This window comes from Flavobacterium sp. ENC (genome assembly GCF_020991415.1).
Classification (GTDB): Bacteria; Bacteroidota; Bacteroidia; order Flavobacteriales; family Flavobacteriaceae; genus Flavobacterium.
The window spans coordinates 1,006,469-1,027,215 of the sequence record NZ_JAJMOY010000001.1; the positions used below are offsets into that span (position 1 = coordinate 1,006,469).

Annotated in this window: 12 protein-coding genes; 8 read left to right on the forward strand and 4 right to left on the reverse strand. The window is 39.1% G+C overall.

The window, feature by feature from the left end; genetic code table 11:
- Positions 1-60 precede the first annotated feature (60 nt).
- From LPB89_RS04150 to LPB89_RS04165, 4 genes are all read right to left on the reverse strand, one after another.
- Positions 61-1,017: a YafY family protein gene (locus LPB89_RS04150; RefSeq protein ID WP_230700390.1), complete on the reverse strand. Its 957-nt coding sequence runs from the start codon at positions 1,015-1,017 to the stop codon at positions 61-63.
- 411 nt (positions 1,018-1,428) lie between these two features.
- Positions 1,429-3,225: a translation elongation factor 4 gene (gene lepA, locus LPB89_RS04155; protein ID WP_230700391.1), complete on the reverse strand. Its 1,797-nt coding sequence runs from the start codon at positions 3,223-3,225 to the stop codon at positions 1,429-1,431.
- 164 nt (positions 3,226-3,389) lie between these two features.
- Positions 3,390-4,127 (reverse strand): NUDIX domain-containing protein, encoded by a 738-nt coding sequence (locus LPB89_RS04160; protein ID WP_230700392.1) that lies wholly within the window; start codon positions 4,125-4,127, stop codon positions 3,390-3,392.
- Positions 4,128-4,147: 20 nt separating this feature from the next.
- On the reverse strand, positions 4,148-4,864 hold the full coding sequence (locus LPB89_RS04165; RefSeq protein ID WP_127338991.1) for an NUDIX domain-containing protein: 717 nt from the start codon (positions 4,862-4,864) through the stop codon (positions 4,148-4,150).
- Positions 4,865-5,257: 393 nt separating this feature from the next.
- On the opposite strand from LPB89_RS04165, the gene LPB89_RS04170 reads away from it, so the two are divergent.
- From LPB89_RS04170 to LPB89_RS04205, 8 genes are all read left to right on the forward strand, one after another.
- On the forward strand, positions 5,258-6,754 hold the full coding sequence (locus tag LPB89_RS04170) for a xylulokinase (RefSeq protein WP_230700393.1): 1,497 nt from the start codon (positions 5,258-5,260) through the stop codon (positions 6,752-6,754).
- Positions 6,754-8,076, forward strand: coding sequence for a xylose isomerase (gene xylA / locus LPB89_RS04175; protein ID WP_230700394.1), 1,323 nt, complete (start codon positions 6,754-6,756; stop codon positions 8,074-8,076). The genes LPB89_RS04170 and xylA overlap by 1 nt, the downstream gene beginning before the upstream one ends.
- A gap of 49 nt (positions 8,077-8,125) precedes the next feature.
- On the forward strand, positions 8,126-11,254 hold the full coding sequence (locus LPB89_RS04180; protein ID WP_230700395.1) for a TonB-dependent receptor: 3,129 nt from the start codon (positions 8,126-8,128) through the stop codon (positions 11,252-11,254).
- A gap of 10 nt (positions 11,255-11,264) precedes the next feature.
- The gene (locus tag LPB89_RS04185) at positions 11,265-12,836 is read left to right on the forward strand and encodes a RagB/SusD family nutrient uptake outer membrane protein (protein WP_230700396.1); all 1,572 of its coding nucleotides are present in this window, start codon (positions 11,265-11,267) and stop codon (positions 12,834-12,836) included.
- A 22-nt stretch (positions 12,837-12,858) separates the two neighbouring features.
- A complete protein-coding gene (locus LPB89_RS04190) occupies positions 12,859-14,229 on the forward strand; it encodes a hypothetical protein (protein ID WP_230700397.1) in 1,371 nt (456 codons plus the stop codon).
- A 74-nt stretch (positions 14,230-14,303) separates the two neighbouring features.
- Positions 14,304-16,787, forward strand: coding sequence for a glycoside hydrolase family 2 TIM barrel-domain containing protein (locus LPB89_RS04195; RefSeq protein WP_230700398.1), 2,484 nt, complete (start codon positions 14,304-14,306; stop codon positions 16,785-16,787).
- 5 nt (positions 16,788-16,792) lie between these two features.
- The gene (locus LPB89_RS04200; RefSeq protein WP_230700399.1) at positions 16,793-18,385 is read left to right on the forward strand and encodes a glycoside hydrolase; all 1,593 of its coding nucleotides are present in this window, start codon (positions 16,793-16,795) and stop codon (positions 18,383-18,385) included.
- A gap of 45 nt (positions 18,386-18,430) precedes the next feature.
- The gene (locus LPB89_RS04205) at positions 18,431-20,668 is read left to right on the forward strand and encodes a glycoside hydrolase family 3 C-terminal domain-containing protein (RefSeq protein WP_230700400.1); all 2,238 of its coding nucleotides are present in this window, start codon (positions 18,431-18,433) and stop codon (positions 20,666-20,668) included.
- Positions 20,669-20,747: the final 79 nt, after the last annotated feature.

Here is a 20,747-nt window from a genome sequence, read left to right on the forward strand (position 1 = left end):
AGATTGGCCAAATAAAAAAACTCCTGAAGATGAATGTAGCATTCCCTTTAAGGAGTTTTTTTATAAAAGTCTTTGTCTGTTGGTGTCAAGTAATTCTAAAGTCCTGACTTTAAGGATTTCCGGTTCCAGAATTGTAGCATAATCCCCGAACATTAAAAACCAACGCGGGAAACCACTTTCGATATCGCGGCACATAAAGGTCATTTCGATTTGTCCGTCAATTTCTTTTTCGGAGACAAAACCGTGGTATTTTTTTTCGAATTCGAGGTATCGGGCAATTTTTTTCTCAATCAGAATTCTGACTTTGATCGTCGGAATGGTTTCATTTTTATTTAAATAAGTCTCCAGGGAATCGTGCTCAATTGTAAAATCACATTCGGTTTTTTTAATGCCCTGAATTCTGTCGGTCCTAAATTGGCGATAATCTTTTCGCAAATGGCAATACCCCAGGAAATACCAGTTGTTATGATCGTGAAAAACGCCTACAGGTTCAATGTTTCTGTTAGTGGGTTCTTCGGCTTCTGCCGTTTTATAACATAAAATGATTTGCTTTTTCTCGGCAATACTTTCAAACAAAACCGACAGTGTGTTGGGTGATTTATCATGAAACAGCGGTTCAGCAGTTTGCATAACGACTCTTGATTCAATGTTCGAAAGCCAGTCCTTATCGGTACCTCTCAAAACCGATTTCAATTTGTACATTGCCGATGCATAATGCGATCCAAGGGCCGGATCGGTGAATTTCTGCATCAGTTTTTCGGCAGCAATAAAACTGCCTACTTCTTCGCGCGTAAACATAACCGGAGGTAATCTATAGCCTTCCATCAGCGCATAACCCACTCCGGCCTCACTGTAAATCGGAACTCCCGACGCTTCCAAAGTTCGGATGTCACGATAAATCGTTCGTAAACTAACTTCAAAACGATCCGCCAATTCCTGTGCCTTTACAATTTTTTTGGATTGTAATTGAATCAGGATAGCGACAATCCGGTCAAATCGTTTTGGGGTTTCGTCCATTTTTTTTCTTTTGAAGGTGCTGAGTTACTAAGGTTCTGAGTTGCTGAGGTTTTTTCTTTTTGAGGTGCAAAGGTTCAAAGATACAAAGGTTCAGCGTTTAGAGAAGTAAAAAATATGTTCCAAATTAGGACAGATTTATGGGTTAAAAACATTAATCGAAATTTGCATTTTTCGTAGAGGCGCACAGCAGTGCGTCTACGCAAACTATGTCCGTTCCGTTAAAAGAATGCGTACATATTTTAATAAATTGTTGCAATTCTTTGCGAGGAGACGCACTGCTGTGCGCCTCTACAATATACCTTGAGAATATAATATTTGTTATATAGATTTTAAAAACAAAAAACCCAACAACTTTCGTCATCGGGTTCAATCTATATTCTTTGCTCTTTATTCTATTTTCTAAAAAAAAACTTAGTCGTTCAATTTCAAAACAGCCATAAAAGCTTCCTGAGGAATTTCAACATTTCCTACCTGTCTCATACGTTTTTTACCTTTTTTCTGTTTTTCCAAAAGTTTACGTTTACGGGAGATATCCCCACCGTAACATTTTGCGGTAACGTCTTTACGAAGTGCTTTAATGGTTTCACGGGCAATGATTTTAGCACCAATTGCCGCCTGAATCGGAATATCAAATTGTTGTCTCGGAATTAGTTCGCGTAGTTTTTCGGTCATTTTTTTACCGATATTGTAGGCGTTGTCTTCGTGAATCAGGGCAGAAAGTGCATCCACAGTCTGTGCGTTCAGAAGTACATCCAGTTTTACTAATTTAGAAGTTCTCATTCCGATTGGAGAGTAGTCAAAAGAAGCATATCCTTTAGATACCGTTTTCAGACGATCGTAAAAATCGAATACAATTTCCGCAAGAGGCATGTCAAAATTCAGTTCAACACGTTCTGTTGTCAAATAGGTCTGATTGGTAATCTGGCCACGCTTTTCGATACATAAACTCATTACGTTTCCAACGAAATCAGCTTTTGTAATAATGGTAGCCTTAATAAACGGTTCTTCAACACGGTCCAGTTTTGATGGCTCCGGTAAATCGGACGGATTGTTTACAACAAAAGCAGTTTCAGGATCTTTTTTAGTATACGCCAGATACGAAACGTTAGGAACTGTAGTAATTACAGTCATGTCGAATTCACGCTCTAAACGTTCCTGGATAATTTCCATGTGAAGCATTCCTAAGAATCCGCAACGGAAACCAAAACCTAACGCCGCAGAACTTTCCGGAGTAAATACCAGTGAAGCATCATTCAGCTGCAGTTTTTCCATAGAAGAACGCAAATCTTCATAATCTTCGGTATCTACAGGATAAATTCCGGCGAAAACCATTGGTTTTACATCCTCAAAACCGGTAATCATATTAGTGGTAGGTGTTTTGGCATCGGTCAGTGTATCACCAACTTTTACTTCTTTGGCTTCTTTAATTCCGGAAATTAAATAACCAACATCACCTGTAGAAATAACATTTTTAGGAACCTGGTTCAGTTTTAAAGTTCCAACCTCATCGGCAAAATACTCATTGCCGGTAGCCATGAATTTAATTTTTTGCCCTTTTCTGATTTCCCCGTTTACAACTCTGAAGATTACTTCAATTCCACGAAACGGATTGTAATGGGAATCAAAAATCAATGCTTGTAAAGGTTCGTCAACATTTCCTTTTGGCGGCGGAATTTTTTCAATAATGGCAGCCAGGATGTTTTCGACACCGAAACCTGTTTTTCCCGAAGCATGAATAATATCTTCTAATTTACAGCCAAGCAAATCAATAATATCATCACTCACTTCTTCCGGATTGGCACTTGGTAAATCTACTTTATTCAAAACCGGAATAATTTCCAGGTCATTTTCTAAAGCTAGATATAAATTTGAAATCGTTTGTGCCTGAATACTTTGTGCCGCATCAACAATCAAAAGTGCACCTTCGCAGGCAGCAATAGATCGTGAAACTTCGTATGAAAAGTCAACGTGACCGGGAGTATCAATTAAATTTAAGATGTATTCCTCTCCTTTATAGGTGTATTCCATCTGAATGGCATGACTTTTTATGGTGATTCCACGCTCACGCTCCAGGTCCATGTTGTCAAGCAATTGTGCTTTTTCTTCACGGGCTGTAACGGTTTGTGTGGCACCAAGTAATCGGTCTGCCAATGTACTTTTACCGTGGTCAATGTGTGCAATAATGCAAAAGTTACGTATCTTCTTCATTTTCTATTTCAATTCTCTATACGAGTTTTAAGTATTTTTTCGGGTATAAATTTACGCTTTGGCAATTGCTGCAGAGCGTGTTATTAAGGCGCAAAGATAACGGAAAGTTTTGGATTCTGGAATGAAGATGAGTGAATGTTAGATGCTGCAATTCAAAATCGTTTTTAAAATTCAAAATTGAATCCTTTTTCGGTCAGCTTTTTGTAAACTTCGGGATCAAATTTGTATAGTTTGGCGGCCCTGTGGGAAACCGCTTTTTGTTTTTCTTCGAGTTCAAGAAGTAACTTCATGTGCAGAATTTTTCTGCGAAAGTTGGACTTGTCGAGTTCGACTCCTAATATTTCCTCGTAAAGATGCATTAATTGCAATAAGGTAAACTTTTCAGGTAAAAGATTAAAACCAATCGGAGCCTGACGGACTCTGTTGCGCAATTGCATCAGACTGAATTTTAAAATTTCATTGTGGTCAAAGATTAAATCCGGAATATCAGTGATTTTATGCCATTTTGCTTCAATTACCTTTAAGCTTGCTTTGATATTATAATCTTCCCGGTTTAGCAAAGTATAATAGCCAATGGTAATCACCCTTTTGAAGCTTACACGTTCCGGATCCGTAAAAGCTTTTAACTGCTCGAGATAAAGATGGTCCAGATTGGTTAGTTCGTATACAATTCGGTGTGCGGCATGATCGGTACTTTCTTCTGTTTTGATCCATCCTCCGAGAAGTCCCCATTTTCCGGCACTTTCTCCTTCTGCGTGTTGTACCAAAAGTACTTCGAGGTTTTGCCTGTTAAATCCGAAGATGACGCAGTCGATCGTTATTCCGTCAATAACGTTGGTGTTGATATCCTCCGTTATTTCGGAATTGGTTTTAAGGTCGTTTTTAAAAGGTAAAGATGTCATTTATGCAAAAGGACTAGGGTTTAAAACTCAAAATTAAATCCTTTTTCGGTCAGTTTCTTGTAAATGTCCGGGTCAAATTTGTATAATTTTGCAGCTCTGTGCGAAACATCCTGTTGTTTTTCATCAAGCGCCACCAGTAATTTCATGTGAAGTATTTTACGCCTGAAATTTGATTTGTCCATTTCCACACCCAGAATTTCTTCATAAAGATGCATCAATTGCAGTAAGGTAAATTTTTCCGGAAGAAGATTGAATCCCAATGGTGCCTGGCGAACCCTGTTGCGAAGGTGTTTCAGACTGTAGCCTAAAATTTCGTTGTGATCATAAATTAAGTCGGGAATGCTGTTTATTTTATACCATTTGGCATCAGCAGCTGTAAAACCGGCTTTAATATTATAGTCTTCGCGCTTTACCAAAGCATAGTAGCCAATGGTAATAACACGTCTCAGCGGGAAACGATCCGGATCCCCAAACGCTTTCAATTGCTCTAAGTAGATATTGTCAAGACCCGTAAGTTCGTTCAGTAAACGGTGGGCAGCAGAATCGGTACTTTCTTTTTTATAGATCCACCCTCCCGGAAGTCCCCATTTCCCTTTACTGATTCCTTCGCCGTGTTGCACCAAAAGTACTTCCAGGCTTCCTTTGTCAAAACCAAAAATGACGCAGTCAATCGTGATTGCATTCATGGCAGTCTGTTCGCTTTTCAAAAGGGAATCATCATCTTCATTTTTAACCATAACCTACTTTAAATTTTGACAAATTAAATAAATAAAATGAATAATTGACGCCATAAATCTTTTATATTTTTTTTAACGCAGCAATTTTTTGATAATCAGTGGGTTGTTTTAGTGCTGATTTATTCTTTCAATTTTATTTTTTCTTAAATGTCTGATTGTCAAATCGCTGATTCGATATTTTTTTAATAAATTTTATTTCAGTTTAGTCCTCTTTTTTAGCGTATTAATAAAAATCGTTATACATTAATCGTAATAGCCAAAAAAAATATCTAATATTTTGTTAATATAGAAAAAATGTTTTACACTTGTAGTCAAATTTACCATAAGATAAGTTCAATTTGACTATTAGTTTGCAAAACAACAATAATTCTTTAATTAAATACAATATAGCTGATGTTATTTTTAGGAATTGATTTAGGAAGCTCATCTGTAAAACTCTCTGTATTTGATCCGGAAAAAGGAACAACTATTGGTGCGGTTAGCGCTCCTGATTTTGAAATGCCAATTATTGCCCCGGAATTTGGCTGGGCCGAACAAGATCCGGAATCCTGGTGGACGTATGTAAAAGACGGAATCCAGCAATTAGGTTCAAAATCAAATATTGATTTAAAAAAAATTGCCGGAATCGGCATCGCATATCAAATGCACGGATTGGTTTTGACCGATGAGAATTTAAATCCGGTTCGTTCTTCAATCATCTGGTGCGACAGCCGTGCGGCGATTATTGGAGATACGATTTATGATCAGATCGGAGCTGAAAATTGCCAGCGACAAATTTTGGGAAGCCCTGGAAATTTTACCGCTTCAAAACTAAAATGGGTAAAAGACCATCAGCCGGAAATTTTCGCGAAAGCAAAATACATGATGTTACCGGGTGATTTTATTGCTGCGAAATTATCAAAAACAGCCCAAATCAGTACTTCAGGATTATCGGAAGCTGCTTTGTGGAATTTCTCAGAAGGAAAACTGGCGACTGAAATTCTGTCCCGGATGGGATTATCGGAAGAAATTGTTCCGGAAATTGTTTCAAATTTCGGAATTCAGGCCACTGTTCACGCAGAAATTGCTGAGGAATTGGGATTGAATTCAGCTGTAAAAATAACCTATCGCGCAGGAGACCAGCCGAACAATGCCTTATCACTGAACGTTTTGAAACCCGGCGAAATAGCCACAACAGCCGGAACTTCGGCAGTTGTATATGCCGTGAGTGATCAGGATGCCTATGACAAACAAAACAGAATCAATACTTTTTTACACGTTAATAATTCAGAAACCGAAAAACGCAACGGTGTAATGTTGTGTATTAACGGTTCCGGAATTTTATACCAGTGGCTGCGAAAAATAATGTCGGTAGACAAAGCCGAACTGATCGCTTACGAAAAACTAAATGCTGAAGCGGCAAAAGTGGAAGCCGGTAGCAACGGACTTCGTTTTTACCCTTTCGGAAATGGCGTGGAACGTATTTTTAATAATAAAAATGCAACTTCCGGAATTCAGAATCTAAACTTCAATATCCATCAGCCTTCTCATTTGGTTCGTGCGGCCTGTGAAGGAATCGTGTTTGCCATGAACTACGGTTTTGATGTCATGAAAGAAGTAGGAGTTTCAGGAACTGTGGTGAGAGCGGGAAATTCAAACCTGTTTTTAAGTCCGGTTTTCAGGGAAATCTTTACCAATACGACACAAACTACTTTAGAATTATACAATACTTCAGGAGCTGAAGGTGCCGCAAGAGGCGCTGCTTATGGTTACGGATATTACAGTTCGCTGGAAGAAGCTTTTCAGGGACTACAATGTTTAGACCGTATTGAACCCAATACAATCCTGACCAGTCAATATCAGGATTTATATCAGGAATGGAAAAATCACATTAAAATCGAACAACAATAATGAGCACAACAAAACAAACCTATTTCAAAAACATAGACACGATTAAATTCGAAGGCAGAGAAAGTGATAACCCGTTAGCATTTAAATGGTACGATGAAAATCGTGTCGTTGCAGGTAAAACCTTAAAAGAACATTTGCGTTTTTCAATGGCTTACTGGCACACGCTGTGTAATACAGGAGGCGATCCGTTTGGGGCTTCGACGGAAACTTTTTCATGGGATAAAAACGAAAATGCAATTCTAAGAGCGAAAGACAAAATGGATGCCGCTTTTGAATTCATGACCAAGTTAGGTTTGCCTTATTATTGTTTTCATGATGTAGATGTGGTGGATGATGCACCGACTCTGGCAGAATTTGAAACCCGCATCCAGACTATGGTGGAGTACGCCAAACAAAAACAACAGGAATCCGGAATTAAATTGTTGTGGGGAACATCGAACCTATTCAGCAATCCGCGTTACATGAACGGTGCAGCCACGAATCCAAACTTTGATGTTTTGGCGTATGCAGGAGCTCAGGCAAAAATTGCGATCGATGCTACTATTGCTCTGGGGGGTGAAAATTATGTTTTCTGGGGAGGCCGTGAAGGATACATGAGCCTTTTGAATACAGACATGAAAAGAGAACTGGACCATTTAGGAAGGTTTTTAAATACGTGTAAAGATTATGCCCGTAAAGAAGGTTTCAAAGGAAACTTCTTAATTGAACCAAAACCTATGGAGCCTACCAAACATCAATATGATTTTGATGCGGCGACTTCATTAGGGTTCATAAATAAATACGGACTTCAGGATGATTTCAAATTAAATCTTGAAGTGAACCACGCGACGCTTGCCGGACATTCTTTCGAGCATGAATTGCAGGTTGCTGTCGATGCGGGAATGTTAGGAAGTATTGATGCCAACAGAGGGGATTACCAAAATGGCTGGGACACCGATCAGTTCCCGATTAATCTTCAGGAAGTTACCCAGGCGATGCTGGTTATCCTTGAAGGTGGCGGAATTCAGGGCGGCGGTGTAAACTTTGATGCCAAAGTGAGAAGAAATTCAATTGATTTAGAAGACAAATTTATTGCGCACATTTCAGGAATGGATGTTTTTGCAAGAGGATTAATCTGTGCCGATCATATTTTACAAAATACAGATTACAGAAAATTACGCACACAGCGTTACAGTTCATTTGACGGCGGAAACGGAGCGAAGTTCGAAAACGGGGAATTGTCTCTGGAAGATCTTAGCAAAATTGCCCGTGCAAGTGGAGAACCTCAGCCCTTAAGTGGAAGACAGGAATTATTCGAACAGATTATTTCGAATGCATACTAAATTAAATTATAAGGTAACTAACTATAAATTTAACCAATTCTTAATTATTATGAAAAGCAAATATTGTATAAAAACAACAATGCTTCCGTTTTGTATGGCGCTGCTGCTAAGCGTCTTTACAATACAATCTGGTTTTGCACAGGAACAATCGCAGGTTGTAACCGGAAATGTAAAATCAGCAGAAGACGGTATGGGCGTTCCGGGTGCTACCGTTGGAATTGAGGGAACAAAAACGGCAACCTCGACAGATTTTGACGGGAACTTTAAACTGGAAGCAAAAACGGGCAACGTACTTGTCATTAGTTTTATGGGATTTAAAACACAGCGTATCACTGTTGGAACCCAGAAAACAATTGCGGTTACTTTACAAACAGAAGCGGCAGACCTTAAGGAGGTTGTCGTAATTGGGTATGGTTCACAGAAAAAAACACTGGTAACGAATGCTGTTACTCAGGTTAGTGGAGAAAATCTTGCCAGAACAAATACGACAAATGCACTACAGGCTCTTCAGGGTCAGGCAGCGGGAATCCAGATTACGTCTACTTCAGGGCAACCGGGAGAAGGATTAAATGTGGTGATCAGAGGTGTGGGGTCAACAGCAGGAAGCAGTCCGCTATATGTGGTAGACGGAATCCTTACAAGTGATATTTCTTATTTAAGCAATTCAGATATAGAATCTATTTCTGTATTAAAAGATGCTGCATCTGCTGCAATTTATGGTTCGCAGGCCTCTAACGGAGTTGTTTTGGTTACCACCAAAAAGGGTAAGAAAGGTGCTGCAGGACAAATGACTTTTGATCAGTATTACGGTGTACAATCGGTAGCCAGAAAGGTAGATTTACTGGATGCTAAAGAATATGCAACGATATTAAATGAAGCTGCCGTAAACTCTGGTAAAAATCCCTATTTTACGAATGCACAAATTGCAGGATTAGGAAAAGGAACCAACTGGATGGATCATATGTTAACGGATAATGCCGCGACTAAAAACTTCTCATTTGGGGCTTCCGGTGGTTCGGATACTTCTGTTTATTCTGCATCCTTGTCTTATTTAGGGCAGGAAGGAGTCGTAGGAGGTAAAGATTTATCGAACTATGAGCGTTATAATTTCAGATTCAATTCAGAACATAAATTATACAAAGATGTAGTGACTTTCGGTCAGAACTTAAGTTTTGCTTACATCAATAAAAACGGAATCGGAGTTGGAAATCAGTACAGCAATTCTTTAAGAAGCGCTTTTCAGGTATCACCATTATTACCAATGTACGATGCCAATGGTAATTATTACGACAGTACCAAAAACAGTGAGCCGTGGTTGGCAGGTCAGGCAAATCCTTACGCATTAATGGTGTATAATAATCAGAATGAAAGCAATAACCAAAAATTGCTTGGAAATGTTTACTTACAGATAGAGCCAATAAAAAACTTAACGTTCAAAACTACTTTAGGCCTTGATTATTATGCAGGTGAAGGACATTCATACTTCCCTAAATATCAATTATCGATCTATGCCAACAGCGCTTTTGATAAAGTAACTCAAAACATGAACAAAGGTAAAACACTTACCTGGGATAACTTATTGACGTATAAGTTTAATGTTGCCGAAACGCACCGTTTTGAGACCATGGTCGGAACATCCTCTATAAATTTTGACGGAACTACGATACAGGCTTCAAATGCAGATTCGTTTTTTAGTGACCTCGAACATGCCTGGTTAGACAATACAACCAATAAAGACGGCGCCAAAATAGCATTAAATGGTATCAAGCAACAGACAAAAAGAATGTCTTATTTTGGAAGATTAAATTACAGCTTTAAGGAAACGTATTTGTTAAATGCTACTTTTAGAGTTGACGGATCTTCCATTTTTGCCAAACAGAATGAGTGGGGCTATTTCCCATCCGTTTCCGGAGGCTGGATTGCGTCAAACGAAGAATTTTTAAAAGATTCGAAAGTGATCAATTTTCTTAAATTGAGAGCAAGCTGGGGACAAGTAGGAAACCAGAACGCAAGAGCTTTTCAATACTTATCACCAATAAAAGTAAATAATACCAATTATAATTTTGGAGAAGAAGGGGCTCTTACTCCCGGAGCCTATCCAAACAGACTATCTAATCTCGATTTGAAATGGGAAACTTCAGAGCAGGTTGACCTTGGTCTGGATGCCAGATTTTTAAACAATGCCTTAAACTTTACGGTTGATTTTTATCAGAAAACCAACAAAGACTGGTTGATATTAGCGCCTGTTTTGGCAACAGGAGGAGCTGACGCACCATTTATTAACGGAGGAGACGTAGTAAATAAAGGGGTTGAGGTGAGTTTAAATTACCAAAACAATATTGGAGATTTTAAATACAATATTAGTGCAAATGGTGCTTACAACAAAAATACAGTGGGTGCGATACCTACAGCAGATGGAATTATTCATGGATTGCCTAATGAACTTTATGACAATTCAAGCGAATTCTACAGAGCACAAAACGGATACCCGTTAGGCTATTTCTGGGGATATAAAACCGGAGGTGTTTTTCAAAACCAGGCACAAATTGACAATTACAAATCGGCAAACGGCGTAGTATTACAGCCTACTGCAGCTCCGGGGGATCTTATTTATGTAAACACAAACGGAGATGATAAAATTGACGCTACTGATAAAACCAGTATCGGAAATCCTAATCCTGACTTTACTTATGGATTCTCTTTATCAGGTAGCTACAAAGCATTTGACTTTTCGGTTTTGGCGAATGGAGTGGCAGGAAACCAAATTGTACAATCCTACAGAAACCAATCGGGTGCATACGGAAATTATACTTCTGCCATATTAGATCGTTGGCATGGAGAAGGTTCTTCGAACACAACACCAAGAGTAACAGAAGACAACAGAAACTTTACACAGTTTTCAGATTTGTATGTTCAGGATGGAGATTTCTTAAGAATCAGCACGGTAACATTAGGATTTGATTTGGCAAAAATGAAACAGTCAAAACCGTTTTTTGCAAGCCAGTTCAGACTTTACTTTTCAGTATTAAATCTTTACACTTTTACAAAGTATAACGGTATGGATCCTGAAATTGGATTTGGCTCTTCAAACGATGACCAAAAATTTTCATCAGGTGTAGATGTTGGATATTACCCACGCCCAAGAACATTCATGATGGGATTAAATGTTAAACTTTAATAATAAAAAGATGAAAAATACATATTTATATATTTTCTGTTTGAGTTTATTATCTCTGGGTTCTTGTAGTTTAGAAACAGAGCCGATGACACCAATAGATACAAGTTTTTACAAAACAAAAGAGGATGCTTATGTAGCATTAGTAGGTTGTTATGACGGAATGCAGGTGGCAACAGGTGGTGCGGGAATGGGAGTTCCGGTATTAAGCGAAGTAATGTCTGATGATTGTTTTGGAGGTACCGGAAATTCAGATGGTTACAATTATGCAGCCATAGATGAGTTTGATATTACACGATCTCCTGCAGATGTTGATTTACTGAACACCAACTGGATTGCTTATTACAAAGGAATTTACCGTTGTAATATGCTATTGTCCAAAATGGATCAGATTCAATGGGACGGGGATACTGCCTTAAGAAATACATACGAATCTGAAACTAAATTTATCAGAGCCTATCTGTATTTTGAAATGGCCCGTTTGTGGGGCAGTGTGCCTTTGTTAACAGCACCTTCTTCTGAGAACGTACCGCAGGCAACTCCGGAAGAAATTTATAAAGTAATTGCAGAAGATTTAGTATTTGCCTCAAACAATTTACCTACAGAAGCCTATAATGCGAAACCAAACGGACGCATTACAAAATGGGCAGCAAAATCTTTACTGGGACGCGTTTATTTATATTACACAGGATATTACGGAAAAACGGATTTAGCCGGTGTCGTAACCAAAACTCAGGCCTTAGCACATTTAGAAGATGTTATCGCTTCCAGTGGTCATGGTTTAGTAGCTGATTTTTCTACTTTATGGCCGGCAGCTTCAGTAGAAAAGTATGCAGGCGAAGCCAATAAAGAATTTGTTTTTTCTATTAAATACACCTATACAAGTGATTATAACGGAAATACAGACAGTAACCAATGGATGGTAATGTTTGGAATGAGAGAATTCTCCTCTTATCCGTATGGCCGTGGTTGGGGTGTTACCGTAAATTCAAAATTATGGAATGCTTACAGCGCAACAGATACAAGACGTACAGCAAGTATCATCGGAGTTGACGAAGAAAAGATCAAATTTGATAAAAAGAACAGCCAGAGAGAATACACAGGTTACTACAACAAAAAATATTCTCCAATGGTGAATAAAGACGGAGTAGATCTTCCGATTGCTATGGGAAGTCAGTTTTGGGACATCAGTCAATTTCAGGATTATGTGGTGTTAAGATATTCAGACGTTTTATTAATGGCTGCAGAATTGGGAAGCGGAAGTGCTCAGCTTTACTTTGATGAAGTTAGACAAAGAGCGTACAAAGAAAATTTTGTAGCATTACCGGTAAGTCCTGAAAATATTTTGAATGAAAGACGTCTGGAGTTTGCTCTTGAAGGGATAAGATACTATGATTTATTACGTCAGGGTGTTGGAAAAGCTTCTTCTACAATTGCAGAAACAACAACTTTACTAAATGGAGGAGTACCGGCAACAAAAACAATTTCTGCAGGTAAAATTCAGGAAACAAAAGGACTGATACAAATTCCAAATACTCAGATCACATTATCAGGTGGGGTTTTGAAGCAAAATGCGGGTTGGTAATTTTAACTTAAAAGGAAAAGAAATGAAAAATATTAAATTATTAATGACATCATTTGTGATGTTAGCAGCATTGCTGATATCCTCTTGTTCTCCGGACACCTATTCTCTGGAAGAGCCGATGGCTAAATCGGATATACATTTTGAAATTACCCAGGATCTGGTTACAGATCCGGGAGGAAATACAGTACTATTAAAAAATACAACTCCCGGAGTGGTATTAAACTGGGATTATGTTACCGGAAAATCTAATAAAGCAGAACAAAAAGTGCAATATGCTTTTAAAGGGAACTATACCATTAAAATTTCAGCTGTTACAGATGGTGGTATCGTTGAGTTAGATCCGGTAACCATTACGGTAAGTAAGGATAACTTAAATTATGTTAATGATCCTTTATGGACTGCATTATCTGGTGGAGTAGGTCATAAAAAATCATGGATTGCTGATAATGGTAAGTATGGTTTAGCTCCGGGTGCGATGTCTTTTGCAGATCCAAGCACAGTAGTAGAATGGGGTAAATTTTCTCCAAACTGGGAACCTGCAGGAAATGCAAATTCAAGTACAGATGCTGATATGCACTGGGGAAGATACATGACATTCAGCCTTGATGGAGGACCTTTTATGACCGTTCATGAAGCAAATGGAACAAGTATCGAAAGCGGATCTTATTTCCTTGATATTAATGCTCATACGATAACTACAACAGGGGCAACTATTTTAAGACCGGACAATTACATTGCAAATGCAAGTAACTGGAACACGGATATTAAAGTATTAACACTTACGGATAATCAGTTGCGAATTGCTATTAAGAGAACCAACAGTGAAGGCCCATGGTGGTATATCTGGAATTTCGTTTCTAAAGAATATGCAGACAACTATGTTCCTGTAGTTACGGACCCTGTTCTTGACGAAGGTTACAATCCAACTTTTGCCCCTGGAGAATTGCTGACCATGTTAACAGGAGGAGCCGGTGCAGGAAGAGTATGGAAATTAGATGCAGCAGGAAACCCGGTGGACTGGGTTGGAAAAGGTATTGGATGGACCAAAGGACCTAATGATTCTTATAACTGGGGATGGAACGATGACTGGGCAGCAATTGCCGGTAATTCATGGATACGTTTTGATCAGTGGGAAGGTAAACTGAACTATACCCGCAGCCAAAACGGAGTAGTTACTACAGGTTTATTTACCATAAATGCCGCAACCAACGAAATTAATCTTGGAACAAATACACTGCTTCAAAATGCAGCCAGCTGGATGAATCCTACCACGAATGTGATCAAAGTAGTGAAAGCCTATAATACCGGTTTTCTTACTAAAGGTATTTGGTTAGGAACATCTTACGATGCGACTAAGGATGAATGGTTTGTTTTCCATTACATCATCCCTTAAATATTACAGTTTTTTAGTTTAACAATAACCTGAAAGTTTCAACGCTTTCAGGTTATTTTAAAATTTACAATACTATGCTTCAGCTAACTTTATATAAAAAAATAGGATTGCTTTTTGGATGTTTTCTTGTATTGACGGCATGCCATACATCGGGTGATCAAAAATTTAAGAACCGGAAAGTTTCCTTTAATTCAGATTGGAGCTTTCATTTGAATGATAGTATTACTGATAAAGATACCATCGGAACTGCAACAAAGTGGCGGACTTTAAATGTCCCGCACGATTGGAGTATCGAAGGAAAATTTGATGAAAAAAGTCCTGCCGGATATGGAGGCGGAGCACTAAACGGAGGTTTAGGCTGGTATAAAAAAATATTCAAAGTTGCCGCTGCGGACAGCAGCAAAGTAATCTCAATCATTTTCGATGGTGTCTATAAAAACAGCGAAGTCTGGATCAACGGACATTATTTAGGAAAACGCCCTAACGGGTATATTGGTTTTCAATATGAAATTTCTCCTTACCTAAAGTACGGAGATCAAAACAATGAAATAATTGTAAAGGTTGACAATTCAAAACAACCCAATTCACGTTGGTATTCCGGTTCCGGAATTTTCAGAAATGTCTGGATCGAAACTACCGACAAACTTCACGTAGGACAATGGGGAACTTATATTACCACCCCAAAAGTTACGGCCGAAAAAGCTTCGGTACAAGTTGAAACGACCATTCAGAATCAATATTCAGATTCGAAAAAAGCAACCGTAACCACTACTATTTTTAAAGAAGACACTAAAGTAACATCGGTTACCCAAAATATAACAATTGGTGGAAATGCCAATCAAACGATTAAACAGGAAGTACAGGTTGAAACACCGATTTTATGGTCTGTCGAAAAACCGGAACTGTATACGGCAGTGACGGAAATTTCACTTGACGATACCATTATTGATGCCTATAAAACCAGTTTCGGAATCCGGGATTTTAAATTTGATTTAGATAAAGGTTTTATCCTGAATGGAAAACAGGTGAAAATAAAAGGCGTTTGTATGCACCATGATTTAGGTCCTTTAGGGTCAGCCATTAACACAAGAGCTATCGAACGTCAGTTGGAAATTCTGAAAGGAATGGGCGTAAACGGGATCAGAACCTCCCATAATCCGCCTGCTCCGGAACTTTTGGATCTTTGCGATAAAATGGGTTTCATTGTCATGGATGAAGCTTTCGATATGTGGAAACAAAACAAAACCAAATACGACTATGCCAATGACTGGGACAAATGGCACAAAAGAGATTTAACAGATCAGTTATTGCGTGACCGAAACCACCCAAGTATATTTATCTGGAGTATCGGAAATGAAATTCCCGAACAATGGAACGAAAACGGGGTGACAATTGCCAAAGAACTGGCCGCCATTACACGTCAGTACGACAAAACACGTCCGTTGACCGCAGCGATGAATCCGCCGGTAAACATGAATATTGATGAGGTAACGTTACAATTCGAAAAAAAGAATGTTCAGTTTAATGCCATCGCAAAATCTGGAGTTTTAGATCTTATCGGATACAATTATGCGCATCAGACCTATCAATATCATCAGAAAAATTTCCCTGGCAAACCATTTATAGCAACCGAAACAACTTCCGCCCTGGAAACCCGCGGATATTATGATGCAGTTTCAGACACCCTAAAAAAATGGCCGGTACGATGGGATCTTAAATTTACAGGAGGAAATCCGGGCAATACCGTTTCGGCTTACGATCAGGTGCAGGCTCCCTGGGGCTCTACGCACGAAGCCACCTGGAAAGTCATCAAAAAATACGATTTCCTTTCGGGCATGTACATCTGGACCGGATTCGATTATATCGGTGAACCCACACCGTACGAATGGCCGTCGATCAGTTCTTATTTCGGAATTGTAGATTTAGCCGGCTTCCCAAAAGATGTGTATTATATGTACCAAAGCGAATGGACAGACAAAACCGTGCTGCATATCCTGCCACACTGGAACTGGAAGGCAGGACAAAATGTGGATGTCTGGGCATACTACAATAAAGCAGATGAGGTTGAACTTTTCCTTAACGGAAAATCAGTCGGAATCAGAAGTAAAAAAGGAGATGATTTGCATGTGATGTGGAGAATTCCATTTCAGGCCGGGACACTTAAAGCAGTTTCGCGTAAAAACGGGAAGATTGTTTTAGAAACGGAAGTTAAAACAGCCGGAAATCCAGCCAACTTAAAATTAACGGCAGACAGAAGTACCATCAATGCCGACGGAAATGATTTGTCATTTGTAACGGTTGATATTTTGGACGAAAAAGGAGTTTTGGCACCAAATGCAAACAACGAAATCAATTTCTCCCTAAAAGGAAATGGAAAGATTGTCGGGGTCTGCAGCGGAGATCCGGTAAGTCATGAATCGTATAAAGGAACAAAACATACAGCACTGAACGGAAAATGCCTAGTCGTAATTCAGTCCGGTAATGAAACCGGAAGACTAGAACTAACCGCCAAAGCAAACGGATTAAAACCGGCAACAATCGTAATCACAGTAGAATAAATACTATGAAAAAAAATGTAATACTGCTCTTTATTTTAATAAGTCTGATCAATGGTCAATTGTTCGGACAGAATTCCGCTGCTCAGAAAGCTGCTGAAGACCGGATTATAAAAGTCGATTATACTAAATCGGCAGGAGCATTCAATACTATGTTTAAACAATGTGTCGGAGCCGGAAGAGCCAATGAAGGCTTACGGGCAGACTGGCAGCAGCAACTGGCAATGCTGAAAAAAGACTGTGATTTTAAATACATCAGAATGCACGGTTTATTATCAGATGATATGGCCGTTTATTATGAAGATGAAAAAGGAAACCCACAATACAATTACCAGTATGTAGATGCTTTGTTCGACTTTATTGTAAGTATCAAAATGAAACCTTTTGTAGAATTAGGATTCATGCCATCGGGGCTTGCCAGTGGAAATCAGACCATTTTTTGGTGGAAAGGAAATGTTACACCTCCCAAAGATTATAAAAAATGGGAAGACTTTATACAAAACTTAACCGCGCATTTCACCCAGCGTTACGGAGCAGAAGAAGTAAAAACCTGGTATTTTGAAGTCTGGAATGAACCAAATCTTTCACCCGGATTTTGGACAGGAACCCAGGAAGATTATTTTAAATTGTATGAATATGCAGCCCGCGGCATAAAAAGCGTAAATACAGCGTACAAAGTCGGAGGCCCTGCAACAGCGGGAGCGGCATGGGTTCCGGAAACTATTGATTTTTGTGCTAAAAATAAGGTGCCGATCGATTTTATTTCGACGCATAGCTACGGCGTAAAAAGCGGGTATTTAGATGAATTCGGAATTTCCGGAACCATCCTGAATAAAGACGATACCAGTGTAAGTAGTGATGTTCTGAATTCACGTCAGCAGATTGCGAATTCCGCTAAGCCAAATCTTGAATTGCATTATACAGAATGGAGTTCCTCCTATACACCGGCCGATCCCATTCACGATAGTTATCACTCGGCAGCTTATATTCTGCAGAAACTAAAACAGGTGGGAAATGCAGCGAACTCCATGTCGTATTGGGTTTTTACCGATATTTTCGAAGAAGCAGGCCCGAGGTACACACCTTTTCATGGCGGTTTCGGATTGCTGAATCTTCAGGGAATTAAAAAACCGGCTTACTTCTCCTATTCTTTTCTGAATAAATTAGGAGAAACAGAACTCCAAAATAAAGATACTTCATCATGGGTTTGTAAAAACTCAAAAGGAGATGTTCAGCTTTTATTCTGGGATTTCACCAATACACATCCCGGAGACAAAGTGCTGAATCAAACCTATTACATTCAGGATTTACCATCCCGGGAAAAAGGAAAGGTAAAAATTGAAATCGACGGACTGCAGAAAGGAAAATATATTCTGGAAATTTATAAGGTAGGCTATAAAGTAAATGATGCTTACGCAGACTATCTTGCGATGGGAAGACCAAAACAACTCACAGCAGAGCAGGTACATCAGATTAAAGAGAAAAATAGTGGTGCTTTAGTTGCATCAGAAAAAGTAGTGATAGATTCAAAAGGAACTTACAGTAAAGATTTCAAAATCAATGAAAATGATGTTTTTCTGTTGAATCTCGTAAAACAATAACCGCTGAAATAACGAACATACAAAACCATAATAAATTTAGTAAGCATGAAAAATAAAATACTATTTCTGTCGGCAGCTTTGGCTTTTATCGCATTTGCATCTTGTAAAAACGATGTTCAGAGTTCAGGTGCTGCTTCCGCTCAGACAGAAGAATATCAGGGAAAAGAAATAGACACCACACATGATGCCGAAATAGATAAACTGATTGGTCAAATGACCATTGAGGAAAAAATCGGAATGCTGCACGGTAACAGTATGTTTAGTACCGGTGGCGTAAAACGTTTGGGTATTCCGGAATTAAAAATGGCCGACGGACCGTTGGGAGTTCGTGAAGAAATTTCACGTGACAATTGGGCACCCGCTGGTTTAACGAACGATTTTGCTACCTATTATCCTGCCGGAGGAGGTTTGGCCGCTACCTGGAATACAGAGATGGCCCATACTTTCGGAAGCAGTTTAGGAGAAGAATTACGCGCCAGGGATAAGGATATGCTGCTTTCGCCAGCCATCAATATGGTAAGAACACCACTGGGAGGAAGAACCTACGAATACATGTCCGAAGATCCGTTTTTGAACAAAAAAATAGCAGTGCCGTTAATTGTGGGTTTACAGGAAAAAGATGTAATGGCCTGCGTGAAACATTTCGCAGCAAACAATCAGGAAACGAACCGTGATTTTGTCGATGTGCAAATTGACGAACGTACGCTTCGTGAAATTTATTTACCGGCTTTTGAAGCGGCAGTAAAAGAAGGAAAATCCTACAGTATCATGGGCGCTTATAACAAATTCAGAGGCGAATATTTATGTGAAAATGATTATATGCTGAATAAAATCCTTCGTGACGAATGGGGATTCAAAGGAATTGTAGTTTCAGACTGGGCTGCGGTGCATTCAACAGCAAAATCATTGAAAAATGGTCTGGACATTGAAATGGGAACACCAAAACCTTTCAATGAATTTTTCCTGGCAGACAAATTAATTGCTGCCGTGAAGTCCGGAGAAGTTTCGGAAGCTGAAATCAACCTGCATGTAAAACGTATTCTTAGAATGTTGTTTCAGGTAAAGGCAATGGGTGGCGGAGAACGTGCTAAAGGAAGTATTGCAACAGAAGCACATTATCAGGATGCCTACAAAATTGCAGCAGAAGATATCGTATTGCTTAAAAATGAAAACAATGCACTTCCGTTAAAACTGGACGGTGTAAAATCGATCGCAGTAATCGGAAACAACGCCACGAAGAAAAATGCCCTGGGCGGATTCGGAGCCGGTGTAAAAACCAAAAGAGAAGTTACTCCGTTAGAAGGTCTGAAAAACAGATTGCCTTCCTCTATTAAAATCAATTATGCAGAAGGTTATTTGGAACGTTACGATGAAAAAAACAAAGGAAATTTAGGAAACATCACTTCCAACGGACCGGTTACGATAGACCAGTTAGATCCGGCTAAATTGCAGGAAGCCATTGAAGCCGCTAAAAAATCGGATGTTGCCATCATTTTTGCAGGTTCCAACCGTGATTACGAAACTGAAGCTTCTGACCGCAGGAATTTAAACCTTCCATTCGGACAGGAAGAATTAATTCAGAAAGTATTGGCCGTAAATCCAAGGACTATTGTGGTTATGGTAGCCGGAGCGCCTTTCGATATTGATGCTGTGAGCAAAAAAACGTCCGCTTTAGTGTGGAGCTGGTTTAACGGTTCTGAAGGTGGAAATGCGTTGGCAGATGTATTACTTGGAAAAGTAAACCCATCCGGAAAATTACCATGGACAATGCCTAAAAAAATCATGGATTCCCCTGCCCATGCCACAAACAGTTTCCCGGGAGGAAAAACAGTGAACTATGCAGAAGGAATTTTAGTAGGCTACCGTTGGTTTGATACTAAAAATATTGCGCCCTTATATCCTTTCGGATTCGGGTTATCCTACACCACTTTTGCTTTCGATAATGCAAAAGCAGATAAATCGGAATATGCGTTGAACGAAACCATTACCGTTTCGGTTGAGGTAAAAAATACCGGAAAAGTCGATGGTAAAGAAGTCGTACAATTGTATACTTCAAAAACCGATTCGAAAATTACACGTGCCGCACAGGAATTAAAAGGTTTCAAAAAAACAGCCGTTAAGTCAGGAAGTTCGAATACCGTAACCATCAAAGTTCCGGTAAAAGAACTGGCGTATTATGATGTAACGGCAAAAAAATGGACCGTTGAACCGGGAAAATATATTTTGAAAGTAGGAAATTCTTCGAGAGACATCAAAAAAGAAATTACCATTAGCATTAAGTAAAAAAATAACAGGAAAGCGGTTTTGACCATATAAGTGATGTGAGGAAATATAAGTTTAGCTTAAATGAAATACTTATATG